23 protein-coding genes and 2 pseudogenes are annotated in these 23,356 nt (G+C 70.8%); 9 read left to right on the top strand and 16 right to left on the bottom strand.

Annotated features, from left to right (window positions below):
• Nucleotides 1–115: 115 nt before the first annotated feature.
• Both CW359_RS31060 and CW359_RS31050 read right to left on the bottom strand, forming a co-directional pair.
• Nucleotides 116–1,600 carry a pentapeptide repeat-containing protein gene (locus CW359_RS31060; protein ID WP_105973508.1) on the bottom strand — a complete coding sequence of 495 codons (1,485 nt, stop codon included), beginning with the start codon at nucleotides 1,598–1,600 and terminating at the stop codon, nucleotides 116–118.
• 660 nt (nucleotides 1,601–2,260) lie between these two features.
• Nucleotides 2,261–3,193, bottom strand: coding sequence for an FkbM family methyltransferase (locus CW359_RS31050; RefSeq protein WP_232838680.1), 933 nt, complete (start codon nucleotides 3,191–3,193; stop codon nucleotides 2,261–2,263).
• Between the two features lie 89 nt (nucleotides 3,194–3,282).
• Between CW359_RS31050 and CW359_RS31045 the strand changes: the two genes are divergently transcribed.
• Complete coding sequence (locus CW359_RS31045) at nucleotides 3,283–3,816, top strand: P-loop nucleotide/nucleoside kinase family protein (protein WP_232838679.1); 534 nt, start codon at nucleotides 3,283–3,285, stop codon at nucleotides 3,814–3,816.
• Here the strand turns inward: CW359_RS31045 and CW359_RS31040 are convergent.
• The 4 genes from CW359_RS31040 to CW359_RS31025 are packed head-to-tail and all read right to left on the bottom strand — an operon-like array spanning nucleotide 3,771 to nucleotide 7,814.
• Nucleotides 3,771–4,673, bottom strand: a complete 903-nt coding sequence (locus CW359_RS31040) for a glycosyltransferase family protein (protein WP_105973506.1) — start codon at nucleotides 4,671–4,673, stop codon at nucleotides 3,771–3,773. The genes CW359_RS31045 and CW359_RS31040 overlap by 46 nt on opposite strands.
• A complete protein-coding gene (locus tag CW359_RS31035) occupies nucleotides 4,673–5,890 on the bottom strand; it encodes a glycosyltransferase family protein (protein ID WP_105973505.1) in 1,218 nt (405 codons plus the stop codon). The genes CW359_RS31040 and CW359_RS31035 overlap by 1 nt, the downstream gene beginning before the upstream one ends.
• A complete protein-coding gene (locus tag CW359_RS31030; protein WP_105973504.1) occupies nucleotides 5,887–6,594 on the bottom strand; it encodes a hypothetical protein in 708 nt (235 codons plus the stop codon). Before CW359_RS31030 ends, CW359_RS31035 begins: the two co-directional genes overlap by 4 nt.
• Nucleotides 6,591–7,814: a glycosyltransferase family protein gene (locus CW359_RS31025; protein WP_232838678.1), complete on the bottom strand. Its 1,224-nt coding sequence runs from the start codon at nucleotides 7,812–7,814 to the stop codon at nucleotides 6,591–6,593. Before CW359_RS31025 ends, CW359_RS31030 begins: the two co-directional genes overlap by 4 nt.
• Before the next feature lie 170 nt (nucleotides 7,815–7,984).
• Between CW359_RS31025 and CW359_RS31020 the strand changes: the two genes are divergently transcribed.
• Complete coding sequence (locus tag CW359_RS31020; protein ID WP_105973503.1) at nucleotides 7,985–9,349, top strand: NsdA family TPR-like regulatory protein; 1,365 nt, start codon at nucleotides 7,985–7,987, stop codon at nucleotides 9,347–9,349.
• A 76-nt stretch (nucleotides 9,350–9,425) separates the two neighbouring features.
• Here CW359_RS31020 and CW359_RS31015 read toward each other — a convergent pair whose 3' ends face one another.
• The 5 genes from CW359_RS31015 to CW359_RS30995 all read right to left on the bottom strand — a co-directional run bounded on the left by CW359_RS31015 (nucleotide 9,426) and on the right by CW359_RS30995 (nucleotide 12,128).
• Nucleotides 9,426–9,989: a hypothetical protein gene (locus tag CW359_RS31015; protein ID WP_157968667.1), complete on the bottom strand. Its 564-nt coding sequence runs from the start codon at nucleotides 9,987–9,989 to the stop codon at nucleotides 9,426–9,428.
• Nucleotides 9,990–10,087: 98 nt separating this feature from the next.
• Nucleotides 10,088–10,390 carry a hypothetical protein gene (locus CW359_RS31010; protein ID WP_105973501.1) on the bottom strand — a complete coding sequence of 101 codons (303 nt, stop codon included), beginning with the start codon at nucleotides 10,388–10,390 and terminating at the stop codon, nucleotides 10,088–10,090.
• A gap of 151 nt (nucleotides 10,391–10,541) precedes the next feature.
• Nucleotides 10,542–10,775, bottom strand: coding sequence for a hypothetical protein (locus CW359_RS31005; protein ID WP_105973500.1), 234 nt, complete (start codon nucleotides 10,773–10,775; stop codon nucleotides 10,542–10,544).
• 96 nt (nucleotides 10,776–10,871) lie between these two features.
• On the bottom strand, nucleotides 10,872–11,501 hold the full coding sequence (locus CW359_RS31000) for an RNA polymerase sigma factor (protein ID WP_105973499.1): 630 nt from the start codon (nucleotides 11,499–11,501) through the stop codon (nucleotides 10,872–10,874).
• Between the two features lie 144 nt (nucleotides 11,502–11,645).
• Complete coding sequence (locus tag CW359_RS30995) at nucleotides 11,646–12,128, bottom strand: hypothetical protein (protein WP_105973498.1); 483 nt, start codon at nucleotides 12,126–12,128, stop codon at nucleotides 11,646–11,648.
• Nucleotides 12,129–12,378: 250 nt separating this feature from the next.
• Here CW359_RS30995 and CW359_RS45485 point away from each other — a divergent pair, with 250 nt between their 5' ends.
• Entirely contained in the window at nucleotides 12,379–13,125 is a 747-nt protein-coding gene (locus tag CW359_RS45485) for a hypothetical protein (RefSeq protein ID WP_157968666.1), read from the top strand.
• Here CW359_RS45485 and CW359_RS30985 read toward each other — a convergent pair.
• Nucleotides 13,074–14,183, bottom strand: a complete 1,110-nt coding sequence (locus tag CW359_RS30985) for a tyrosine-type recombinase/integrase (RefSeq protein ID WP_105973497.1) — start codon at nucleotides 14,181–14,183, stop codon at nucleotides 13,074–13,076. The two genes, CW359_RS45485 and CW359_RS30985, sit on opposite strands and share 52 nt — an antisense overlap.
• On the bottom strand, nucleotides 14,180–15,148 hold the full coding sequence (locus CW359_RS30980; protein ID WP_105973496.1) for a helix-turn-helix domain-containing protein: 969 nt from the start codon (nucleotides 15,146–15,148) through the stop codon (nucleotides 14,180–14,182). The genes CW359_RS30985 and CW359_RS30980 overlap by 4 nt, the downstream gene beginning before the upstream one ends.
• A gap of 112 nt (nucleotides 15,149–15,260) precedes the next feature.
• Here CW359_RS30980 and CW359_RS30975 point away from each other — a divergent pair, with 112 nt between their 5' ends.
• A complete protein-coding gene (locus tag CW359_RS30975) occupies nucleotides 15,261–15,641 on the top strand; it encodes a hypothetical protein (RefSeq protein WP_105973495.1) in 381 nt (126 codons plus the stop codon).
• Nucleotides 15,642–15,778: 137 nt separating this feature from the next.
• On the opposite strand, the gene CW359_RS30970 is transcribed toward CW359_RS30975, so the two are convergent.
• The gene (locus CW359_RS30970) at nucleotides 15,779–16,813 is read right to left on the bottom strand and encodes a hypothetical protein (protein WP_105973494.1); all 1,035 of its coding nucleotides are present in this window, start codon (nucleotides 16,811–16,813) and stop codon (nucleotides 15,779–15,781) included.
• A 257-nt stretch (nucleotides 16,814–17,070) separates the two neighbouring features.
• Here CW359_RS30970 and CW359_RS30965 point away from each other — a divergent pair, with 257 nt between their 5' ends.
• The 3 genes and pseudogenes from CW359_RS30965 to CW359_RS30955 form a co-directional block, all read left to right on the top strand.
• Nucleotides 17,071–17,859, top strand: a complete 789-nt coding sequence (locus tag CW359_RS30965; protein WP_105973493.1) for a hypothetical protein — start codon at nucleotides 17,071–17,073, stop codon at nucleotides 17,857–17,859.
• Nucleotides 17,856–18,296: pseudogene (locus CW359_RS47645) on the top strand (zeta toxin family protein); the annotation flags it as partial. The gene CW359_RS30965 and the pseudogene CW359_RS47645, both read left to right, overlap by 4 nt.
• 137 nt (nucleotides 18,297–18,433) lie before the next feature.
• A pseudogene (locus CW359_RS30955) lies at nucleotides 18,434–18,817 on the top strand (IS30 family transposase); the annotation flags it as partial.
• Between the two features lie 11 nt (nucleotides 18,818–18,828).
• Here the strand turns inward: CW359_RS30955 and CW359_RS46760 are convergent.
• Entirely contained in the window at nucleotides 18,829–20,850 is a 2,022-nt protein-coding gene (locus CW359_RS46760) for a tetratricopeptide repeat protein (protein WP_232838677.1), read from the bottom strand.
• 209 nt (nucleotides 20,851–21,059) lie between these two features.
• Nucleotides 21,060–21,530 carry a hypothetical protein gene (locus tag CW359_RS30945; RefSeq protein WP_105973515.1) on the bottom strand — a complete coding sequence of 157 codons (471 nt, stop codon included), beginning with the start codon at nucleotides 21,528–21,530 and terminating at the stop codon, nucleotides 21,060–21,062.
• 892 nt (nucleotides 21,531–22,422) lie between these two features.
• Here CW359_RS30945 and CW359_RS30940 point away from each other — a divergent pair.
• Together CW359_RS30940 and CW359_RS30935 are read left to right on the top strand one after the other, a co-directional pair.
• Nucleotides 22,423–22,767, top strand: a complete 345-nt coding sequence (locus CW359_RS30940; RefSeq protein WP_198655450.1) for a hypothetical protein — start codon at nucleotides 22,423–22,425, stop codon at nucleotides 22,765–22,767.
• On the top strand, nucleotides 22,764–23,090 hold the full coding sequence (locus tag CW359_RS30935; RefSeq protein WP_105973491.1) for a hypothetical protein: 327 nt from the start codon (nucleotides 22,764–22,766) through the stop codon (nucleotides 23,088–23,090). The genes CW359_RS30940 and CW359_RS30935 overlap by 4 nt, the downstream gene beginning before the upstream one ends.
• The last annotated feature ends 266 nt before the right edge of the window (nucleotides 23,091–23,356 follow it).

The raw sequence follows: 23,356 nt of genomic DNA, 5'->3' as shown, positions 1-23,356 counted from the left end.
GCTTCGCACAGGTCCGTTACCAGTCCTGCACGCCTCGCCGGGGGCCCGCCACCTTGGTCACTTGGCGGGGAAGATCTCCTTCCTCTGGAATGTCTTCACTGGACCTGAGCGGCTTTCAGGCCGCACCGCACTCGCCGTAGTAGAAGTCCGCGGCGCCGGGTTCGTTCTTGCCGTCCTCGAACGCCTTGCGCAGCTGCCGGTACAGCGCGGCGACGTATTCCGGGTCGGGGGTGTGGGCGGGGTCGGTGGGGTGCGGCCCGGGATGCCATCCGTGGGGTGCGGGGCCGGCGGTATGGGCACGCCAGTGGTGTTCCTCGGCGAGGACCCGCCGACGGGTGAAGCGGACGGGCCGCACTCCGCGGCGGCGCCAGCCGGTGGGGGCGTCGGCGAAGGTGGTGCGGCCTTCCAGACGGATCTGGTCGAGGTGAAAGGCGCCGGAGAACAGGCACTCGGTCAAATCGGTGTCGGTCAGCACCAGGTGCGCGGCATCCACGCCCTGCACCGAGACAACCCGCACCCGGTCTGTGAGGACCGGCCCCGGGCCGGACCCTGCCAGCAGCGCCTCGCTGACCGCGCTGCCGTAATTGATGAAGGGAGTGGGGTGGGCGATGACCGCGGTGGGCGCGGTCAGGACCGCGTGACTCAGATCCACAGCCGCATGTCGCACCCGCACGGTCGCCGTCGACTCCCACCTCGTCCGCTCGCACACCACCCACCGCGCAGCCATCTCCAGTGTCACCGGCAGTACAAACACCACCCCCGACAACACCACCCGCCCCGCACACACCAACGGACCCAACACCGACACACCCTCAAACCGCGCCCCACTGAACCCGGCCCCGAGGGAGAATTGCGCCCCACTGAACCCGGCCCCGCCGGAGAACTGCGCCCTGTCGAACTGGGCGTTGTTGGAGAACTGCGCCCTGTCGAACTCGGCGTCGCCGGAGAACTGCGCCCTGTCGAACGAGGCGATGCCGGAGAACCGCGCCCCGATGAACCAGGCGATGCCGGAGAACTGCGCCCTGTCGAACGAGGCGATGCCGGAGAACCGCGCCCCGATGAACCGGGCGATGCCGGAGAACTGCGCCCTGACGAACCGGGCGTTGCCGAAGAACCGCGCCCCGATGAACCAAGCGTCGCCGGAGATCTGCGCCTCGTCGAACCGGGCGTCGCCGGAGAACTGCGCCGCGATGAACCGGGCGTCGCCGGAGAACTGCGCCGCGTCGAATCCGGCGTCGCCGGAGAACTGCGCCCTGACGAACCAGGCGTCGCCGGAGAACCGCGCCCTGCCGAACCGGGCGTCGCCGGAGAACTGCGCCTCGTCGAACCAGGCGATGCCGACGTGGGGGGTGTTGGTGGTGGGGTCTTCGAGGGCGTTCAGGAGGGCGGTCAACAGTTGGGGAGTGAAGGGAGTGCCGCGGTGGTCGATGTCGGCGCCGGGTGCCAGGCTGGCCAGGAAGGCAGTGCGGTCAGCCTCGGTGAGATGGGCCAGGCATAAGGTGCGGCCGGGAACGTGGATGCCGCGGCAGCCGACCGGGTCGGTGACCGGTTCCGCGCCGTGCCCGCAGTGGGGCCAGGAGGGCGGTGGGGGTGTGCTCATGGTGTTGCGGCTCCGCGGGTGTGTGTCGGGCAGGCACGAACCAAGACGTGCTCTGAACCCGTGGCGGTTCGAGCAACGGCCGTGACAGGGAGTGTTGCCGAGCCTGCTACGTGCTCCGAACGTGCCGTACGTGTCTGAACAGCCCACAGATATCTGTCAGGCACGGACAGTGAGGGCTGCGTGCCTCACATGCCTGTCACTTTCTCGGCCCCCGAGATAGCGGGGCATCACCGGGCCAGGCCGTGCTCAGCGACGCCGACGGCGTACCCGACGGAAGGAGCCCCTCCCTCGGGAGGGGCTCCTTCGGCTCCGGGGTCGGCCGCGTCGCAGATCTCGGGTGCCTGGCTCCTGGACATCCGTACGGCTGGCGGGGCGGAGGCCGATGTCCCCGGCGGCGGCAGCGTGGAGTGATGAGCAGACGATTGCGTACGAGGATGCCTGGGCGGAGTGGCGCACACGGGCGAGGGAGGCCCAACTCGCGGTCAGCACGTATGCGGTGCAGAAGGAAGAGCCCCGGTTCGGAGTCGAGGCGGCGGTCCGGAGGAAGGCCCGCCACCCCGAGCTGGCGGCGTAACCGAGGGGCACAGCTTCCCCCGGGTGTCCGGCACGGTCACCGGAGTTCCGCTGAGCGGTGCACACGTCCGGTCGGCTGCTCGCGGATCAGGACTGCTGCCCGGCCTGATGCCGCTCCGGCGGGAGTATCTCGGCGTCCGCGCGGGAGAAGACCAGGTCGCTCATCTCCATGATGGGCCCGCGCCACCGTACCGGCGGCGCGGGGTGGCGGAGGGCGGCCGGGTAGCTGGACGCGGTGTAGTCGTTGGGCATCCGGTAGGCGTGGAAGCCGTGTTCGCGCAGCGGGTTGAGGACGTCGTCGGGGCTCTGTCCCTGCTTGGCCAGGGTCCGGGGAGTGACCTCGACGACGAGTTCGGCGTCGTCCCGTAGCCGGTTCAGGGCGGGAGCGAGTCCGCGTACGGCGGCGGCCTCGCCGCCCTCTACGTCGATCTTGATCAGCCGGGCGGTGGCGAGTTCCTCCTTCGTGAGGAGATCGGGCAGGGGTGCCGCGTCGGCCTCGAACTCGGCTTCCACGGTGCGTGGGCGGACGGAGGTGGTGCCGCCGAGGTTGGTGGAGCGTTCCAGGTAGAAGGTGAGCCGTCCGGGGGCGTCGGAGACGGCGGCGTTGACGGTGCGGACGTTGCCGCACCCGTTGGCCGCGACGTTCTCCGTCAGGGCCTGGTGGAAGGCGGGGGACGGCTCGATGGCGACGACACGGCCCGTCTGCCCGACGAGGCGGGAGGCCAGCACCGTGAAGTACCCGGTGTGGGCGCCCGCGTCCACGACCATGTCGCCCGGGGCGAGGCGGGAGCGCATCCAGGCGGTCAGGTGCGGCTCCCACACCCCGAACAGCCACAGGTAGCGCTGGATGACGTCGCTGGTCACCACGGGGAAGACCGTGCCGTCGACGGTGCGGGCGGTCGTCGTGAGGGGGTGGTGCTTGAGGTGGTTGCTCAGGCGGGCGGCGAGCCGGGGCGTGCCGGGGCCGGCGGGCAGGTGCCGTACGTAGGCGCGCAAGGCGTGCAGCAAGGGCGAGATCACGGCTGGCCTTCCGGGTGGGGGCGTGGCCGATCCGGCCGCGCGGCGGGAGGGAGGGTGGCAGGCTGGAGTGCGGGAGCATTCCGGCGGACGTGGGAGGAACGCGGGTGAAGGCGGCGGTGTCCGGGGAGTCGGGGCCGGTGGTGTATCTGCTGGTGGGGCTGACGGGGTCGGGCAAGACGACGTTCGCGGTACGGCGGCTGGAGCCCGGCGGTGCGGTGCGGCTGTCGGTGGACGAGCGGGTGTACGAGCGGCACGGTCGCTACGGCGTCGACTATCCGGAGCGGGACTACTTCGCGCTGGAGGCCCCGGTGGTCGCCGAGGTCCGCGAGGAGCTGGTCGCGCTGGTCGCGGGCGGGCGGGACGTGGTGCTGGATCACGGGCTGTGGCTGCGCTCGGACCGTGAGGAGTGGCGCAAGCTCGTCGTCGAGGCCGGCGGGCGGCCCCGGACGCTGTACTTCCCGGTCCCCCGCGAGGAGTTGTTGCGGCGCCTGGAGGAGCGCAACCGGCGCGAGGACGGCAACGCTCTCACCGTCTCCCCCCAGGCACTTGACGATTTCTACGCCCGGTTCGAGGCCCCTCATGACGAGGGTGAGGTCGAGGTCATCGAGCCCGGCTCGTTCTGACCCGCCGCGCCGCCGGTCGGCCGCCAGGTGGTCACCAGCCGGGTGGCCTCCGCCGCCCACCAGGTGGGCACGGTGGCGAGCGTGACGGGCCGGAAGCCCAGCCGGACGGAGCCGACGGCGATCCGGCCGCCGTGCCGCCGAAGGTGGCCCAGGACGCGCCGGGCCTCCGCCAGACGGGCCGGTGAGGTCGTCTCCCACGTGCCGTCCGCCGAGTACGCCGCGCGCCGTTCGACGTCCTCGCGGACGCCGTCGCGCCATTTGAAGTGATGGACCACGATCGGCGGCCGGTTGGCGGGACGGTGTCCCTCGGCGCGGTGGTTGCCGGACGCCACGGGCACGCTGGAGTGCGCGAGGACGATCTTTCGGGGGTCGCCGCGCAGCAGCCGGTGAGTGAGGAAGCCGCCGAGCGGATACGCGGCGTCCAGGCCCTGTCCGGGGTCCCAGCCGGTCAGGTGGCCGTCGGCCGTGACCCGGTCGAGCATCAGCCCGCCCACCGTGCCGGTCCCCGATTCCTCCGCCGTGGCGATCACCTCGGCGAGGGGGGCGGGGTAGGTGTGGAGTTCGTCGGCGTCGGCGAGCAGGTGCCACCCGGCGCCGGCGCGCTCGCGCAGGGCGTCCCGCAGCCGGGGGTTGGTGTGTTCGTGCCACGGCCCGCAGCTCACCAGGCCGGGGGCGATCCCCAGTTCCCGGCAGGCCGCCTGTACCTGGTGGCGCCGGTCGGGGGTGACGTGGTCGGGGAAGTGGAAGGCGAGGTGGAACCGCTCGATGCCGAGCTCGCGGTAGTGGGTCACCCACGCGGTGAGCAGGGCGGGTTCGACGGCGCCGACCACGGCGACCAGCGGAGGCAGGGCGGGCATCAGCACGGCTCCTTCAGCTCGGTGAGGAAAGCGGCCTGTCCGGCGGCCGTGGGCACGCCGAGGCCCGCGGCCGTGCTCTCGGCGGGCCGGGGCAGCGGGGAGCGAGTCAGGTCGCGCAGGACGTCGGACAGGGCGCGGCTGTCGCCGGCCGGGACGAGGCGGACCCAGTCGTGCCCGGCCAGAGCCTTGGTGAGCGCCGGGTCGTGGTCGGAGACGATCAGCGGGAGGCCGAGGCGTACGGCGTCGACCACCAGGCCGCTCTCCTTGGCCACCCCGGGCCGCCGGGTGACCAGGGCGGCGTCGGACGCGGCGTACACCTCCCGGACGGCCGCCCCGGGCAGCGGGCCGGGCCACACGTGCAGGCGGACGTGCGGCAGGGCCGCCCAGGTCTTCAGCAGGGCGTGAGTGGCCGGGCCGCCCGCGACCAGGACGTGCAGGGGGACGTCGAGGCGGGCGAGGGCGGCGCCCACGACGCCCGGGTCCTTGTAGGGCCACCAGCCGCCGACCAGGCACACCGCCGTCGCGTCGGCCGGGATGCCGAAGGCGTCCCGGGCCCGCGCGCGTTCGGTGTCGGTGAGCCGGTCGCCCGGGTCGGCGACGGCGAACGGCCGCACCGTCAGCGGCAGTCGGGAGAAGCGGCGGCGCAGGTCGTCCTGTATGGCGGCGGTGGGGGCGAGGGTCAGGACCCGCCGCTCACCGCGGCGGGTGAGCCGTCCGAACATCCGGAGCGGGGCGTCCTCAGTGGTGACCACCTCGTGCACGAACCGGACGTGCGGCCCGCCCAGCAGCCCGGCCGTGCCGTGCAGGGCCTCGCTCGCGCTGAGCACCACCACGGTCGCGGCGCCGCCGGTGAGGCGGTGGCCGGTGCGGACACAGGCGGCCTCGGTCAAGCAGCGCGACAGCGCCATGACCTGGTGCGGGAGGCGGCGCACGGCGCCGGGCCAGCGGCGGGAAGAGAACGCCCGCCGACCGGACGCCGCGAGCGCCGCGGTGTGCGTCCCGGCCGCCGCCAGCAGCGCGGGCACCGTCCCGGTGGGACCGGTGACGCGGGCCCCGGCCGCCGCGAGGTCGGCCCGCAGCTGTCCGGCGACGCCGTACGGAGCGATGACCACCGCGTTGCCGTGCGCGGCGGCCAGCGCGGTCAGAGTGTGCTCACGGTGTCCGCCCGGACGGTGGGCGCCGGGCTCGATGAGCACCAGGGCGACCAGGGCGGTCATCCGGCGAGGGCCTGACGTTCGTGGCCGGCGGTGAACCGCGCGACCAGCCATCCGGGGTCGTTGAGCTGGCCGAACAGGGCCGGGGCGCGGGCGGCTTCGCGGGCGAAGGCGATGCCCTCGCGGGCCCCGGCGACGGCGAACTCGGCGAACTCGCCTTCCCCGCCCGCCGTCCACGCCGCGATCCGCTCGGCGGTCTCCGCGTCGCCCATGCCGTACTCGCTGCCGCGCGAGAGCATCGCGCACTCCCTGAAACCCGCCTTCCAGGCGTGATACGGGGACTGGTTGATCCGGGTGGTACCAGCGATGCCGGGGGTGAACTCGACCCGGCCGGGCAGCGCGGCCAGGACGTCGACCGCGTCGCCGAGGTCGCGCAGCGCGGAGCAGCGGATCAGCTTGAGCCCGCCGTAGCCGTAGATCAGGCCGTTGAGCGGGTTGCGGGCCCGCCACACCCGCATCGACACCCCGTCCGCGAGCGGCCCCACGGCGGTTAGCGCGAAGTCGTCGTCCAGGACGAAGTCGCCGTCGGCGAGAAGGAACTGATCGTGGTCGACGACTTCGGCGGCCAGCCGGTAGGCCCGGCGCATCCCCTGAACGCCGTGCAGCCGTTTCACGCGGATGCCGAGGATCCGTTGGAGGCGGGCGTGCAGCTGGTCGGCGAGGGGCTCGTCGTACGACAGCATCACCGCGTCGAACAGCGTCGTCATCGCAGTGCCTCCAGGTAGCGGGCCGCCACGCGGGCGGGGGTGAGGTCGGCGGTCGAGGCGTGGGCGCGCTTGGCGTGCAGCCGGTAGAACTCGCCGTCGGTGGCGAGCCGGACGGCGATGGCCACGGCCTGGTCGCCGGTGTCGAAGAGGAGGTCCTCGTCGATGTGCTCGGCCAGCCACCCGGTGCGCGGGGCGATGACCGGCAGGCCCATGCCCTGGCAGTCGATGACGCTCATCGACCACGGGCACCCCGGCCGAAACGGCGCGATCCCGAAATGGGCGCCGGCCAGCAGATCGCGGTAGCGGACGCGGTCGCCGCGGTCGGAGGCGATCGTGACGCCGTCGAGGGAGGCGAGTTCGTCGCGGTGCCGCTCGGGGCTCGCGTCCAGCCGGACGCGCTCCGGGCTGCGGGTCCCGAACAGGTCCAGCACGGTCAGCGTCACCGGTGCTTCGGCCGCCAGGCGGCGGGCCAGGGCGGTGAAGTCGGCGGTGCCGTAGTGGGCGTAGAGCCGGTGGCCGTAGACGCCGGCCGCCCGGCCCTGCGGTACGGCGACGTCGGCCGGGTCGCGGACCAGGCGCCCGTCACGGGGGGCGGGCACGACGTGCAGCTTCCCGGCGAGGTCCACGCCCATCCGGGCGGCGGCGGCCGTCGTCCAGGACGCGGACGTCGCCGAGTGCACGAGGACGCGGTCGCACGCGGCGAGCCCGGCGGCGAACGCCAGCATCACGGCGGGCCCGAGTCCGCCGTCGTCCAGCGACGGGTCCGCCACCAGCCGCCCGTCACCGGAGAAGGAGAACGGCAGGTAGTGGCAGTACCCGGCGATCAGCGCGTCCGTTCCGGCTTCGAGCAGTGCGGCGCGGACGGCGGGGGCCGCCTCGATCTGGTTGGCCACCACCACCTCCGGCCGCGTACGCCGCACCAGGTCCGCCAGGTCGTGGATGCCGGGGTCGAAGCGGGCCCGGTACTTCGTGGCCGGCGACACCGTGGGCTCGAAGCCCACCCTCCGGTCCCCGGCCGGGACCGGGGCCGCCACGGTCACCTCCGCTCCGGCGTCCGTCAGGGCCGGGGCGAGCAGGTCGGCGAACGTGAAGCCCGAGTCGGCCGACAGCCGGTCCGGATTCGAGACGTTGAGCAGGTACAGCAGGCGCGTCGGGTATCGATCCTGACCGTCCGGGGCGGCGCCGACAGGGCGGCGGGCGGCTTGCGGGGTGATCTGCACTGACCTCTCCTTCCACGAGCGTGGCGGTCACCTTCGCCGGTGTTCCCGCAGGTCCGGAAGGCGGTCCGCCGTGCCCAGGTGTTCCCACGGCGTTACCAGGCGTTCCCATGCCGGGGACGGGATCGGTACGTCTGGTGTCGGCCCCTGGCCGGAGCGGGCACCATGAGGGGGTGGAGACCGACGGGCATCCGCTGACCTACCTGCTCCACCTCAACGGCTGGTCGGCCACCGACTACTTGACGCGGTTGGACGCCGAGTACCGCAGGCTCGGGTACGGGCGGATCGCGACGAAGGACCGCAAGCGGGTCACTCGCTGGACGCGGTACGGCATCACCCCGGAGATGCCCGCCCAGCGAGCCATGGCGGCCCTGCACCGCATCCCGGCGGAGGAACTCACGGCCCGACCCTGGCCCGAATTCCTGAAACTGGCATGCATCCGGGAGCGGCAGCTGCTTGACGCCGCATGGACCCCGCAGACCACGATCGAGTTACTGGACCGCGTCGCCTCCACAGGAGGGCCTATGGAACGCAGGGGATTCCTGGTCGTCACGGGGATAGCCCCGCTGCTCGCCGGTGCCGCCACCGCCGAGCCAGCCACCGCCCGCTCCCACGGCCGCCGCATCGGCCCGCAGACACCCGCACTGTTCGACAAGGCCCTCGCCATCCTGCGACGCCAGGACGACCAGCTCGGCTCCGGCCACGTCCACGCCTCCGCCCGCGCACAGCTCCGGCTGATCACCACCACCCTCAAAACGAGGGCACACACCGAGCAGACCGCCCGCCAGCTGTACGGCGCCGCCGCCGAAGCGGCCCGGATCTGCGCGTGGACCGCGTACGACTCCGGCCATCACGCCCTCGCCGAGGAGTACTACCTCGGCGCCCTGCGGTCGGCCGCCTCGTCCGGCGACCCGGTCGTCACCGCCAACACCCTTGGTTTCTGGGCGATCATGCGCTACTCGACCGGCGACCCGCACGGCGCGGCCGACCTGGTCAACGGCGCGCTCGCCCAGGCCCGCCGGATCGGCTCACCGAGGATGACGGCGATGCTCCACGCCCGGCTCGCCCGCGCCCACGCGCACGCCGGGGAGACCCGGGCCTCTGCCCATGCCCAGAACGCCGCCCTCGACGCCTACGACCGCGCTCGCGACCACTCCCCGGAGGAGGACCCGGACTGCGTGTACTGGGTCAACCTCGGCGAACTGCGGATGCTGGCCGGGTCCTGCGCCCTCAACCTCGGCCACCCGGGCGAGGCGCTGACCCAGTTCACCGCCGCCGAGGACCGCCGGCGCAGCAGCGACACCTACCGCGAGGACGACTTCCCCCGCGGCGCGGCCATCTACCTCGCGAGGGAGGCCGAGGCCCGGATCGCGCTCGGAGACCTCGACGGCGCCGTCGACACCGCCCACCGGGCCGTCGAGCACATGGGCGGCGTCACCTCCGCACGCGGCACATCCACCCTAGGAGACCTGCGCTCCAAACTCGCCGTACGCCAAGGCGTGCCGGTCGTCCGTGAATTCCTGGAGAGCACCGCCTGACGCCCGGTCCGGCAGTAACGGGAGTGGCCGCCGGGAAGACCCGGCGGCCACTCCTGCGTGCGATCGACAAGGCTTCTCACTGTCCGCCATCACGCGCGGCGGGGTCGATGCCGGACGCGCGGAGAACTTCGTAGACGGTGGTCCGTGAAAGGCCGGTCGCGCGCCTGATGTCCTGGACGTTCTCCATGCCGTCGTTCCACAGCTCGACCGCGATGCTCTTGAGGGCGCGGGCGGCGCCGAGGCGCTGGGTGCGCCAGTCCTCGGCCGAGGCGAGGAGCTGCTCCCGGCCGGAGTCCTCGCCCGCGTCCCACCCGGTGGCGCGGCTCCAGACCTCCGCCGCGACGTCGCCCCCGAGCTGGGCAGTGAGGCGGGAGTACAGATCGGGGAAGACGTCCTGGTCCTCTTCCTCGTCGATGAGCTGGCCCAGGGTCCAGGGATCGGTGGGCAGCCGCGGGTCGAGGTGCTCGTGGCTCGGGTGGGCGACGACGACGAAGGCGTCGACCTTGCTCGCCGTGCGTCGGCTCTCGAACGCCCCGATCCGCTCGGCGTAGCGCTCGGCGTTGGTCTTGGCGATGAACGGACCGATGAGGGCCGGGGGGCGGTCCTGCGGGGTGACGAGCACGGCATAGGTTCTCAACATGTCCACTACTGTACATGTCCAGTAGTGGACAACAGTGTGATTGCTTCCTTGGCCCGTCGAAGCAAAAACGGGCGTTTGGGGAAGGCCCTTAGGTGCGCTCAGCGCCCTGGCCAGCCGTGCGGAGACCGGGCCCCGGGGCTGGACTGGGCGGTCACGGTGGCCGTCGGCACGGGCTTGTCGATCTCGATCTTCTCGACGCCGCCCGAGAGGTAGCCGCCGATCGTGATGACCGCCACGGCCGCGGTGAGCGCGAAGACCAGCCGCTCGCCCTTGGTCATGCCCACGGGCGGCGTCGTCGGCGCGGTGGGGGCGGTCGGCTGGGTCCACTGGTAGACGCCGAACCCGGTGAGGATCCCCACGACCGTCCATACGACGGTGCCGAAGTCGAACGTGATGTGCACTGGTCCTGACCCCTTAGTCGGGGGCGCCCGGCATCCGAGCGGCCCCTCTGCCTGGCTCGCCGCGAGCCCGGTCCCGCACGTTGCGCGCCGGCACACATATCAGTGGGCCGGGGCCCTCCTGTGTGAGGAGGACCCCGGCCCGAGGGGTGGATCAGTTGTTCCTGCCGTTGCCCTCCCCGGCCCCCCGCGAGGCGTGCAGCGCGGTGAGCGTGAGCGCGGTCAAGGTCATCGTCGAGTCACGCGCGGGCCGTTTCCGCGGCACCGGGGTGAAGAACAGCAGCACCCGGTCGACCACGTCCGCGGCCATGGCCCCGACGAGCGTTAGGCGCGACCCGACCAACAGGGCGACGCTTGCCACAGAGCAGGCGGCCAATTTCGTTTTCATTCTCGTTCTCTCCTTCACGAGCGGTGGGTGAAGCAACCCACCCCCGGCGTGCGCGGAACGCTGCCCGGCCAGCGCCCCGTGCACCCGGGGGAACAGTTACTTCACCGGGGGCGACACCCCCAGACGCGCGCGGGTCACGGGGTGCTTCAGCTTGTCCCGGGCCGCCTTCAATGACTGGCGGACCGCGCCCGGCGACACCTCCCCGCCCAACGCCCTGCTGATCTCGAAGGAGTTCATGCCCTCGGCCTCGGCGAGCACGAAGACCATGTACTGCTGGCCGCTGAGCACCTTCTTGAGGAGCAGCAGCTTCCCGGCCAGCGACTCCCCGATCTCCTTCAGCACCACGGTGTCCTCGGCGGTGACCGAGTCCTCCGTCTCCGGGAGGTCGGTGTCGTCCCCGACGAGGAGAAGGCGCTTATGCCGCTCCGCGATCTTCTTGCGGAGCTGGCCCGCCTCGTGCCGGCAGATCGTCTTCATGTAGGCGATCACGCTGCCCGTGACGGGGCCGGTGTTCTCCAGCCTCGTGTGCAGGTTCTTCGTGGCCTCCGCGAAGACCTCGGTCTCGTGTTCGGCCGTCGCCCACGCCCGCGTGTACCGGCGGAGGGCCGTCTCGTGGCGCCTGACCTCCTCCCACTGCTCCCGCGCCAGTGGGGACAGCGAGGGCGAGGGCTCACCCAGGGTGTGCGGCTCCTGGTCGGGCCTTCGCCAGCGCTTGGATTTGCTCACTGCGGTTGTCCTTCACGGTCGAGACCCCTGCCCGAAGGGCAGAGGAGCACCAGAGTGCTCTGACACCCATGTCAGGCCCCGGGCCCTCCCGGGTGTTTGCGTGACGTGCGTCACATCGCCTCGGGGTCGCCGGACGTCTGGCCGTCAGCTCCGGTCTTCGTAGTTCTCGACGAGCCACCGGTACTCCTGGCCGGAACGCTCGTGCGGCGGTACGTAATAACAGGTGTCGCAGCAGGTCTTCACCCACGGCATGCCGCCCCAGTCCTCACCGCTCCAGACGACGCGCTTGCGGCCGGGGGACGGACAGGTCTGGCAGGCGGATGCCGCTTCCCGGGTCGCCCGGTGGATCACTGCCCGTACCTCGCGGCTCTGGTCACCGAGATACCTCTTCCAGACCAGGTCGCCGTACTTCTCTTCCCAGTGCGGTGTGGGGTGGCCGGGCCATACCTCGTCAAGCTCACGCTCCGCCCGCCGGATGATGGGCGCCCAGCCCGCGCCGGCCGCACTGAAAATGGTGTGCACGACGGTGGGCCGGGTCTCGGCTCGGAGGGCGGCTGTGTACTTCGTACCGGCGGCAGCCTGTCGCTGACGGGCCCGCTGTGCGGCGGTCGACTGGTTCCGTGGCATCTGATGCTCGCTCCTGGCGGTCTCCCACGCTTCCGCCGGATCGAGGTGCTGCCGGGGGAAGCGGGCCCCGCAGGACCTTGGCCGGTCGATCACCTCGCGGCGTGGGCGCTGGTGTCGGCGGGCGGCGTACGCATCTTGCCGGGCGAGAGCGTACCGCGCTGCCGGGCGTGACGTGCGACGTCCTGTCCGACCGGCGTAGGTGTCGCTGGAACCTTGCAGGCCCGTTGCGGTGTCCAGGTGCACATGGACGATGCACTTCTCGACGCGGTGCCCGGCGCGGTCGGCGCGGTCGGCGCGGTCGGCGCCGTGGTTCTCCTGGTTCCTAGGAGCGTGGGAGAACGAAAGACGTAACCGACGGGCGGAGGCCCGCAAGGAGGCTGCGGAGGACCGGGCCGCGCTCGAAGCCCAGGCCAACGAGTTCGTTGCGGCGGTGCTCTCGGTGAAGCTCGCGGGCAACACCCATGACCATCTGTATGGCGGACGGAGAGCGAAGGCGGTGCTCGTCATGCGGTTGCTGATCGCTGGAACCGCGGCCTACGCCCGGTCTCCAGGGAACTTGGCCTTCGCGGAGGCCAACCACGCCGTATCCACCGTGATCAACCAGTGGGATCGGGAGAGCACGGCAGCGGCGGCCGAGCTGACGGCACCCCTCAGCCGTGCGGCGGCGGCCGTCACGCCGCTGATGAGGCGCCAGGAGCCGGGACTCGCCGCAGCGGTGGAAGATGTGTTCACGGCGGTCGGCGAGAACTACGCAGACGACGACCGGATCACCGGGGCCCTGCGCGCGTTCCACGAAGCGCTGCGCCCTGCCCTGGAACCCCCCTCGCTCACACCTCGCTGCTGCCCTGGCCAAGCAGCTCGGCAGTTCCACCCATACATGGGAGCGCCTGCTTACCCAGGCCGCCCGCACCCCCGCCCAGTGACGACCGCCGTCCATCACTTCGGTCAGGCCGTGCCGTGGTCCAAGGCGCCGGCCACGTCGGCGGCGAGGCCGTAGCCGGGGCTGTCGTCGAGGAGTTCCCTGCGCCGGTTGTAGCGCTGGGTGGTGCGGCTGTCCCTGTGGTCGGCCCAGCGCTGGATCTTGTCCGGTCGCGCGTCCTTCTTCGCCAGGGCGTGGGTGATGGCGTCGACCTTGACCCCGTGGGGCGGGTGCAGGATGTCGCCGAGCCCGGCCCGCTTCGCCAGGGAGCGCAGCAGCCGCCACACGGCCGGTTCGTCGAGCTGTCCGCCGGTCGCCGTCTCGAACAACCAGCCGTCGGTGCGACCGTCGAGGTAGTCCTGCAGCGCGTCCCAGGCCACCGGCGGGATCGGCTTCTTCTTCCAGCCGCCGCCCTTCACCTTCACCTTGATGACGTGGTGGCCCTTGTCGTAGCCGAGGTGCTCGACCTTCGCGGTCAGTAGAGAGTCGATGCGCAGGCAGCAAGTGTAGAGGACGAGCAGCAGCGCGTACGCGCGCTTGCGATACGCGGCGACCCGGTGGTGGTCCCTCGCGGTGACCAGCAGCGCGACCCACTGCTGCTCGGTGTACCCCTCGGTCGGGGAGAAGTCCGGGTCGATGACCGGGCGCTGCACGGCGTCGAAGGGGTTCTTCACCCCGTCGTCGCTGACCGTGTCCAGGTAGGTGAAGAAGGAGGAGGCCGACGATAGGGCGTTCGCCCGGGACGCGTCCGAGTACGGCTTGCCGGTGCGGGCTAGCTCGCCGCGCCGGCCGCCCTTGACCCGCACCCAGGTGGGCGTGTTCTGCAGGTACAGGCGGAAGGTGTCGGCGAGGCGGAATCTCACCGCCATCGGGTGCGCGCCGTGCTCCCGGGTGAACTCCTCGAAGACCTTGAAGCCCCGGGCGTACGCGCGCTGCGTGTTCGCCGAGCGCTGGTGGGCGATCCAGGAGGCCGCGAGGGTGGGCAGCACGTCGTCCTCGCCGTACAGCCCGACCAGGTGGTCGTACAGCTTCCGGGCGTGCTCCGGCCACAGGTCGCGCGGATCGAGCCGCAGCCTGACCGGTGCCGACTGCGCGGCCGTCGGCGGGACGAGCACGGAACTGGCCAGCGCGGTCATGCTTCCCACCCGGTGTCCGTCTGCGTGGACCTGGTCGTCTTTGCGGGGCGCAGGCCGTCCCCGACGGAGTGGTCGTTGGACCCGGGCTGGTCTTCTTCCCGCAGGCCGTTGAGAGCCCCACGGATGAAGGTCTCCGATTTTCCGCTGCCTGCGGTAGCGGTGACGGTTGCGTCTGCCACTTCGAGTTCGGCCTGAAGCAGCAGGACCTTATGGGCGATCTCCGGGCTGAGTTCGATGTCGCCGTGCGCAACGAGATTTCGCAATTCCCGGAGTGCTCGCCTGAATTCGACCAAGGCCTGGTGTGCCTGCGAAGTTGCGTTGCCCTCCTTGACCTCGAACGGTGGCGGTACCGGTGCGGGGATAGCGGGGGGCGGCCCGAAGAGGACCTTGATCTCGGCTGCCCATGAGGGGCGGCGTTCCTCCGGGAGGCGGGACAGTAGGGCCTCGGCGATGTTCGCCGCTCCTGCCAGGGACCGCCCTGTGACGGCGCGATGGACGGTGGAGCGCGGGTGGCCGGACTCGTCCGCCAACTGGCGCAGGGAGGGCGCGCCCGCCGCCTGATACAGATTCATCAGTGCGGCCGAGCGGTCGAAGTCCTGGTGGTGGCCCAGGAGCGCGTGCGCCGGATCCGAGCCGCTCCCGGCCCCGGCAGTCTCCGGCACCTCCGTGCTCCGCCCCGTCTGTTCTCTCGCTCGCTCCCACAGCAGCCTCAGGTCGGCGCGGTCTGGCGCGTCCAACTGTGCGCCGTCGGCGAAGACCTCGACGATCTCCCAGCTCGGCACGATCCGACCGGAGGAGGCCCGCGACAACGTCGAGATGTGCGTCGGAAGCAGTCGGGACAGTTCCCCGAGAGTCAGGCCCGAGGCTTTGTGCAACTCCCGCAGGCGCACGGCCAACTCCCGCACAGCCGGCGGGCTGTCCGGGGTAACGGGCCTCCTGGGGCGGCCCGTGGGGCGTACCGGCATGTGGGATGACCTCCTCGTTTGTTGGAATTATTGCACCGTCCCTATTATTGCGGGACACCTGCGTCGCGGGGGCGTCGGACGCCCTCACAGGTGCACCCTCCAAGGGGGACGGATGACGGTGTTCCAGATCGAGTTCACGGCCTTCGCCGTGGTCGCCGCGGCGACCACGGCGTTCGTGGGCTTCCAGCTCGCCCCGGCCGACACCGACGGCAGCGTGCCGCCGAAGCGGGCGTGGAGCTGGACCGGGGGTGCGGCGGCGGCCGTGATGGCGGACCTGGGCATGCTGCAGGATCTGCTGGGGCTGCACGGGGGCTCACCGGACGCCGGGCGGGCCGGAGCGGTCGGCATCGGCGTGCTGTGCGCCGTGTTCGTCGCGCTGGTCGCGTACACCCTGGACCGGGGCGCCGGGCGCGGCCCGCGCTGGCGCACCACGGCCGTCGCCTTCACCGCGGCCATGGGCGTGCTCACCGTGGTGACGAACATGGTGACCTGACGGCCGCGCTGGTGATTGTGTCCCCGGTGCCGGGCGCGTCCCACCGTGTGGCAGTGACACAACGACGCGCACGATCCGCTCCGGTATGCCCCAGGCGTACGACTTCAGCGTGTTGGCCGAGCGCTCCAGTGCCGTGGTCACGCGATGTCCTCCTGCGTGAACTGGCCCCAGCAGTCCGGGCACAGGGTGGCGCCCAAGCGGTCGGCGTCGGGCTCGACGGGCCACGGGCGGCTGCAGCCGACGCAGGTTGCGAGGTCCCGCGCTTCGTGACGGACGCTGCAGCCGAAGCAGTACAGGGTGTCGGACAGCCTGGCGCCGTCCGCGAAGTTGACGCCCTCGACGAAGGCGGAGCTGCTGCACTGGGGGCAGGGAAATGTCAGAGCCAACTCACCGTCAGGGCAGCCGAGATAGTCGTAGACCAGCAGCTCGGCCGAGTCCCAGGACGCGCCGCAGAAGCGGCAGTCTCCGCTGTGCGGGGCGACGACGAGGGTCATCTGCGCGCAGTGGGGGCACATGATGGTCCGGCCCTCCAGCCCGGCCAGCTCGCCGCGCAGCCGGTTGAGGCGCCGCTTGACGTAGGAGCTGATGTTCTTCACCCCCGCTTCCACCGGAATCATGTCCCGCCCTGCCCGCTCACGTTCCTGCCCTTCGAGCAGCGGCAGGAGCTGCGTGTCCAGGAAGCGCATGAGGAAGTCGAGCACCCGGCCGGCGCGGGCCTCGACCGCGTGGGCGTTGTGCGTCAGGCCGTAGTGCTGCAGCGCGTTGCGGTCCTTCGCTAGGTCCTTCAGCGCCTCGGCCTCCTTGCGGTCGATGGCAATTTCCGCGATGTCGCGCAGGCGTTCGATGGCGGCGTCGGTCCCACAGCTCTCGAAGTCCCCGCTCTCGAAGTCCTTCCTGGCCGCCCTCCCGGGGTCCTTGAAGACCAGGCTCCAGTGCTCGCGCTGCAGGCGGGCCTTCAGCAGCACCTCGACCGCGGCCTGTAGGTGCAGGACGGCGTACTTGAGGTCCCGGGGCCCGACGTCCGAGGCGTTCTCGTCCAGGTGCTCGACGACGCTGGCGAGGTAGTCGATGCCGTTGCGGACCGGCGGGAAGTCCAGCTGCGGCGGTCCGGACGGACGCCCCGGCGGCACGTGCCAGGGATCGGCCGCTGCTTCCATCGCTTGCTGCAGCACGGGGCTTGGTTCGCAGGTATGGGCGGGGTCCTGATCCGGCGTCAGCATAGGCACAGGATAACCGTAATTATCCTGTACATTTACGAGTGCGCCGAACGTCATCCGCTAACTGACATCGGCATCACGTCAGTTCAAACGTTGCAGAATCGCTCAGTCAGCGGCAAGCATCGATCAAGGATCAGTCAGTTATTACCTGACATCAATTGACTGTCATTATTTAGCTGACATTCATGCCCTGACATCCTTACGCTGACATCATGACCGAAACCAGTCCGCAGGCCGACACGACTCCCGATCCGCCGCACCCGTATACCCCGACTGCCCTCGCGCGCCTCGTGCTCTCCGACGCCTACCGCAACGTCGCCGAGACCGCGCTCGGCCGCATCGGTACCGAAGACGACTCTTCCAGCCCGGGCGACTTCGTACGCGAGGCGGCCAGCCTGATCCGTCTCGCCGAGCACGCACAGCGGCAGGCCGTCATCTACGAGCGCGAGCGCGGTACCAGCTGGGAAGCGATCGGCGAGGCACTGGGCATCACCCGTCAGTCCGCCCACACCAAGTTCACCGACCCCGTCAAGGCGTGGCGCAAGCCGCTTGCCACGCCCGAGCGCCGACACCCCGACGGCACCCCCGACGACAAGCGCATCCCCTACGGGGCCCGCTACGCCCCAGGCAACGCCGTCCCGGCCAACGGCAGCGCAGAGAAGACCGCCCGCGATCTGGACCGGTGGTTGCGACGGCACGACGGCTGGGCCGACCAGGAACACCCGGTCAGCGGCGGCCTTCCCCGGCACTCCACCATCGAAATGGTGCTGCTCGTCGGTGAAGCGGCCCACCGCATGCGGATGGACCAACTGGTGCCCGACCCTCAGACGGAGGCCGACCTGTGGGACCTCCGTGCCGATCTGCAGGAGCGGATGCTCCGCGAGAGCGAGCGCGGGGGCGAACCTCTCCCCAAGGGCTTCCACCAGTCGCTCGCCAGCGACCGGACCCGCGCCAAGGCCCTGCGCGCCGCCACCGGCGGCGGGAAGGAACACGACCAATGAGCGACTTCGACGAGATGCGCAGGTACGACCAGCTCACCGAACGGGTCGTGGCTCCCGATGCCCCGAGCCAGGCAGGGGCACCGGGAACGAGGCAACGCAATGACATGAAGGCGGTGCTGGAACCGGCGCGGCGGCGCGGTACTGATCGGCCCAGACCTCTGCCAGACCGACCACCCCGCCTACCGGGGTCTCCTGCGCAGCGACGACCGCACCGCCGGTGTACGGGTACGGGTACGGCCGTTCTGCGGTGGCAGGCGGAGGTCGAGGAGTACGTGCGCGGGCACCGGTTCGGCGCGCTGGTCGAAGCCCCCGTTGTCGACCCGGAGCAGGCCCGCGCCTACCAGGATGCGGGGTATCGCGTCGATGTGGTGGTGCTGGCCGAGGCCTTGGCCGTGACGCAGCTGAGCGTGCTGGAGCGCTATCTGGTCCAGGTCGCCGAGACCGGCGCTGGACAGTACGTGTCCTGGGGCAACCACGACCAGGTCACGCGCCGTCTGCCCCCAACTGACGGGAACCACCGTCTCGCTCAAGGACATCGCGGCGGCCCTCAACGCCCGCCGCCGCGAACTGACCAGCGCTGCCGGACGGCATCAAGGCCGAGCAGGTCACCCCGCACCTCACCAGGAGCCTCCTCGGCATCCCGCCCCGACTGCGGCGGACGCTCACCTGGGACCGCGGCCGGGAGATCGCCGAGCACCAGTCCATCACCGCCGAGACTGGGATGCCGATCTACCTCTGCAAGCCGCGGAGCCCGTGGCAGTGCGGCACCAACGAGAACACCAACCGGCTGCTTCGGCAGTACCTCCCCAAGGGCGCGAACCTCCGCACGTTCGGCCAGGTAGACCTGGACTCCATCGCCCACGAACTCAACCACCGTCCACGCAAGACCCACGGCTACCGCTCTCCGGCAGACGTCTACGCTGACCTCCTGAACAGCAGTGATGCGCTGACCGCTTGAGCTCGCCTTCGTTATCGGACACCACCGCTCGCGCCATCAGCCTGCCCCCGCCAGTGGGCCAGGTAGTACCGGGTGACCAGGGTGTCGGGGTGGTCGGGGCCCAGCACCCGCAGCTGGTCGGTCAGCAGTTCGGCGGTGGCGGTGGCGGCCCCGGCCGCATCCCCCGCGATACCCCGCCAGTGGGCGAGGTTGTTCCGGGCGAGCAGGGTGTCGGGGTGGTCGGGGCCCAGCACCCGCAGCTTGTCGGCCAGCAGTTCAGTTTGGGCGGTGGCGGCCCCGGCCGCATCCCCCGCCATACCCCGCCAGTGGGCGAGGTTGTGCCGCGCGGCCAGGGTGGCGGGGTGGTCGGGGCCCAGCACCCGCAGCTGGTCGGTCAGCAGTTCGGCGGTGGCGGTGGCGGCCCCGGCCGCATCCCCCGCCATACCCCGCCAGTGGGCGAGGTCGTGCCGGGTGTCCAGGGTGTCGGGGTGGTCGGGGCCCAGCACCCGCAGCCGGTCGGCCAGCAGTTCGGCGAACGCAGTGGCGGAGCCTGCCATATCCCCCGCCGCCCCCGCACCCCTCCAGTAGGCGAGGTAGTGCCGGGCGGCCAGAGTGTCGGGGTGGTCGGGGCCCAGCACCCGCAGCCGGTCGGCCAGCAGTTCGGCGGCGGCGGTGGCGGCCCCGGCCACATCCCCTGCCTCTCCCCTCCAGTAGGCGAGGTAGTGCCGGGCGGTCAGGGTGTCGGGGTGGTCGGGGCCTAGTTTCTGGCGGGCGGCGGTGTGCAGGTCCTGGAAATAGGCGCGGGCGCCGGTGACGAGTCCGGTGTGGCCGAGGCTGTTTCCGGTGTGGAAGAGAACTGGGTGGCCGTCGGGCTGCCACAGGGCGTCTGCGGCGTGGGCGGTCAGGGCGGCGGTGTTGGCGCGCAGAGCCTGGCCGAGGGCAGTGTCGCGTTCGACCTCGGGCCAGGCCTCGTACAGGGCGTCGGCGCAGGTACGGGCCGCCAGTTCGCGTGCGGCGGGGCTGAGGGCTTCGCGGGCGGCACGTTGGACGAGATTGTGGACGCGCACCTCCTGGTGAGGGGTGTTGGGGGTGTGGTCGGCCAGGCTGAGCCGGTGCAGGCAGCGCAGTGCGTCGGTCGCATCGTCCGCCCCGACCGCGCGCGGGGATACGTCGGGGTCGGTGCCACCGTCGGGGGTGCGGTGTTCGGTGAGGTAGGCGAGGGCTGGGGGTGAGGTCAGGACGGTGGCGGGGATGCCGTTGGGGTCGAGCAGGGCCGCCAGGTGAAGCATGGGGCGGGCCAGGCCCGTCGGGCGGAGCCGGTCGGCGTGTTCGATGGACAGGGACCAGGTGGCGGCCACCGTGGTGCGGTGGGCGTCGGGCAGGCCGCTGTCCTCGGGGACCAGGTCGGGCAGCGTACGGGCGCGGTCGGCCAGCCGCTTGCGGTAGGTGGCGCAGTCCAGGTGGAGGTCGAGGAGATAGGTGACCGCCTGGGCCAGGGCCAGCGGCAGATGGTCCAGATCGCGGGCGAGCTCCTCGACCTGCCCGGGGTCGTCGTGGCGGCCTTGGGCGGCGAGTTTGGTCCTCAGGTAGCCGACGGCCTCACCCTTGGTGAACAAGCCGACGTCGATGAGGCGGCCGGGCAGGGCCGCATCGCGGCGGCGGGTGGTGACCACCGTGCGGCCGTTCGCGGGCGCGGGCGGCCACAGGTCACCCCGTCCGCCCGTGCCATTCAGGTGCGCCGGGTCACTCACGTCGTCGAGCACGATCAGCCATCGCCGGTCCGTGGACTGGGCCCAGGCCAGGAAGCGGACAGCGGCCCGCTCAGGGTCGTCGAGACCGGCGCATTGAGGGTCGTCGGGGTCGCTCACCGTGACAGCGGCCTCGGCGTAAGCGCTCAGGACCGCGTCCCTGCTGGTCGCGGTGACCCACACCAGCAGATCCACCGCCCCGGCCTGCCACGCGGTGCGGGCGTGGTGGGCGGCGAGCTGAGTCTTACCGACCCCACCGGTCCCGGACAGCACCTGGCACAGCACCGCCGTCCCACCCCCGGCCACCGCATGCTCCAAGGCATAGACGGCATCACGGTGCTGGAAACAGTCCGCCTGGCGCGGGACCACGCCGACCAGCCGCGGCCAGGAGAGCGGCGCCCGCGGCGCGGCATGGTGCGTCACCGAATCGGCGCGGCCGACCACCAGAGCGCCGGACTGCGCGTACAGCGATGTCTGTGCAGAGATGTGCGGGGCCTGGCTGACGCCGGGTGCGGTCAGCGCTGCTCCGGACCCGGCATCGGAGGGTTTTGGAGGGTCACGTCGCCCATGCGCAGGGCGGCCGCCGACCCGCGGTCGGCCTTGATGTCGGCGTTGCCGCCGATGGCGATGCCGTCGTCCCCGGCGGCGACTCCGCCGGCGGCCTGCCGGGCCACCAGTTCGCGTAGTTGCCCGGCGGCTTCCTCGCGGTCCGCCTCGCCCAGACTCTCCAGTAGGTCCTCGCACCGGGCCTGCCAGGATGCTTCCAGCCGGGTACGGACCTGGTCGGCGCCACCGGGGTCGGCGCGGTCCAGTTCGAGGGCCGCCTGGTCCAGCCGCTCCAGGACCACCTGGGTCTCCCGCGCGTCCCGGCGGCCGAAGATCCGGGCCACCCGGTCCCGGAATCCCGACCACACCTCGGTGCCGGCCGCCGAAGCCACCGCCGCCCCGAACGCCGAAGCCAGAACAACCAACGCCTGATCCAACATGTCATCCCCCTCCCCCCGCAAGGCGGCCAGCCCACATGCCCCTATGCCGGTAAAGCGTACCGAGCCGGGCACCTCACCAAACCGCCTCGGCAGACTTTGAATCGCGGGAAGATCGTGCAACGCCCGTCAGGCGTCTGCCCGGTCTTCGACGCCTCTGTCAATCCCCTTGCGCCGTGGAGATCTTTCAAGCGGCCAACTCCATTGTGGGGTCGGCCTGATGGTCTCGATCACAATGCGTACAGCACCCTCACGGAACTCAGGTGTGTACGTCCGTTGCCTGGACCCCATGAACCTCAACTTCCCCTGCACTCACGGACTCCACGCTACGAGGGGAGGGACACCTCGGCCCCACAGCGGCCGGTGACGAGCTGAGCGCGAACAACTTGCCTAACCTGCCTTTTACTGCTTGCCCGGTGCTGACCTGCATCATCGGGTTGACACCCTAGATAACCATCGCCGGTCGACGGCTGGGCCGACACGTCACCATGGGCCTGTAGGTTCCGCGCTTTGGTGTCCAATTCCGGGCCACCGTGTCCAGCGGCTGACCAATTGGACTCGGATCTGGGCAATCGTCGGTGTCCTGTCGTAGTGCAGCTGGCGGATTCTCACTCGGTCTCATCCGAGCTGTCGGATTCCCGGATTCCGTCGAAGCCAGATGCACGAAGTGTCCCGTCTCAGCGAACCGCGGCTTGTCGCACTGGTCTGTGCGCGGATCTCGCGATGCAGGGTGCTGGAACGGGTTTGAGCGAGACGGTGTCCCGTTTTGGGATGGCTCTTGTCTCGGTACAGGTGGCCTGTCTCACTTCGGCTGAGCAAGATGGTCGTGCCCATGATCGAGAAGATGCGATGATCTCGCTCCCCGCCTGTCAGTGGTGATCGCCATCATGGGGATGTGACCAACCCAAACCTGACCACCGGCAGTATCTGGCGGCTCCACCACGGCGACCAGGAGATTGCCCGGCTGACCGTGACCGGCGCCGACATGCCCTGGACTCACGCCGAAGTTGAGACGCTGCCTGGTTTTGAAGAGTTCCGCCCCCTCTTCGCTGAGCAAGAGCGGGCTGTCGACGAGGAGGACTGGGAGCGGGCCGACGCCTGCTACACCCAGATCCGCAGTGCGCTCACCATGACGATTCCCGACGGCAGTCCGGTCGCTGAGTTCATGCTGCACATCCACGACGACAGCACCGCTGGCTGGCGCTGGCACGACGAGCCCTTCGACGCGGTGAACCAGTGACGCGCTGGGTTCGCTGCTTCTGGGACGAGGAAGCCGTCTGGTTCTACTTCGAGCTGGACACCGATGGGTACGTGATCCGGCAAGTCGAGTTGCAGGAGCTCGGAAGCAAGGCTTTGGCCGCTGCCTCGCTGGTCGAGGGGCAAGAAGCCCAAGGTGCCGGTCGGTTGTCTGAATACGAGAGTGTCTACGGTCTGACCGCGGAACCGCCTATCTCTGAGTGGGAGGGGCACGACCCGCAGTGGTTGTCGGCCAATGAGTTCGAGATCGTTTGGTCGACCGCCCGTCGGCAGCTTCAGGATTCTCAGCCGCGACGTCCTTCCTGAACGCGTCCACTGCTACGGCCTCTGACCAGGAATCTGCCAGCTTCAACGCGAAACCGGGCATCAAGCGTCTCACCATCCCGGCAAGGCCCTGCTGAGGCCGCATCGCCCTCGGCATGATCAATGAGACGCAACATCGGCACCGCCCGCAGGTCTTCCGCGACGCCTTGTCATTCCACCAGTAAGTCGCGGTTCAACCTGTCACCCCGCAGGTCAGGGCCCCGCCTCTGCAAGATCTAATGAGACGGGACACGAAGAATCCAGAGACG

The sequence above is a fragment of the Streptomyces geranii genome, from assembly GCF_002954775.1.
GTDB lineage: Bacteria > Actinomycetota > Actinomycetes > Streptomycetales > Streptomycetaceae > Streptomyces > Streptomyces geranii.
Note: the sequence above shows the minus strand (reverse complement) of the source record. Positions and strands in the feature narration are given on the sequence as shown.

What these genes read in the sequence shown, in the direction of transcription:
- CW359_RS31060 (WP_105973508.1), bottom strand. Translation starts at nt 1,600, where the DNA reads ATGAGCACACCCCCACCGCCCTCCTGGCCCCACTGCGGGCACGGCGCG.
- CW359_RS31005 (WP_105973500.1), bottom strand. Translation starts at nt 10,775, where the DNA reads ATGAAAACGAAATTGGCCGCCTGCTCTGTGGCAAGCGTCGCCCTGTTG.
- CW359_RS31030 (WP_105973504.1), bottom strand. Translation starts at nt 6,594, where the DNA reads ATGACGACGCTGTTCGACGCGGTGATGCTGTCGTACGACGAGCCCCTC.
- CW359_RS45485 (WP_157968666.1), top strand. Translation starts at nt 12,379, where the DNA reads ATGCACTTCTCGACGCGGTGCCCGGCGCGGTCGGCGCGGTCGGCGCGG.
- CW359_RS31040 (WP_105973506.1), bottom strand. Translation starts at nt 4,673, where the DNA reads ATGCCCGCCCTGCCTCCGCTGGTCGCCGTGGTCGGCGCCGTCGAACCC.
- CW359_RS30980 (WP_105973496.1), bottom strand. Translation starts at nt 15,148, where the DNA reads ATGCCGGTACGCCCCACGGGCCGCCCCAGGAGGCCCGTTACCCCGGAC.
- CW359_RS30995 (WP_105973498.1), bottom strand. Translation starts at nt 12,128, where the DNA reads ATGCCACGGAACCAGTCGACCGCCGCACAGCGGGCCCGTCAGCGACAG.
- CW359_RS30985 (WP_105973497.1), bottom strand. Translation starts at nt 14,183, where the DNA reads ATGACCGCGCTGGCCAGTTCCGTGCTCGTCCCGCCGACGGCCGCGCAG.
- CW359_RS30945 (WP_105973515.1), bottom strand. Translation starts at nt 21,530, where the DNA reads ATGTTGGATCAGGCGTTGGTTGTTCTGGCTTCGGCGTTCGGGGCGGCG.
- CW359_RS30965 (WP_105973493.1), top strand. Translation starts at nt 17,071, where the DNA reads ATGACCGAAACCAGTCCGCAGGCCGACACGACTCCCGATCCGCCGCAC.
- CW359_RS31035 (WP_105973505.1), bottom strand. Translation starts at nt 5,890, where the DNA reads ATGACCGCCCTGGTCGCCCTGGTGCTCATCGAGCCCGGCGCCCACCGT.
- CW359_RS31015 (WP_157968667.1), bottom strand. Translation starts at nt 9,989, where the DNA reads ATGTTGAGAACCTATGCCGTGCTCGTCACCCCGCAGGACCGCCCCCCG.
- CW359_RS30975 (WP_105973495.1), top strand. Translation starts at nt 15,261, where the DNA reads ATGACGGTGTTCCAGATCGAGTTCACGGCCTTCGCCGTGGTCGCCGCG.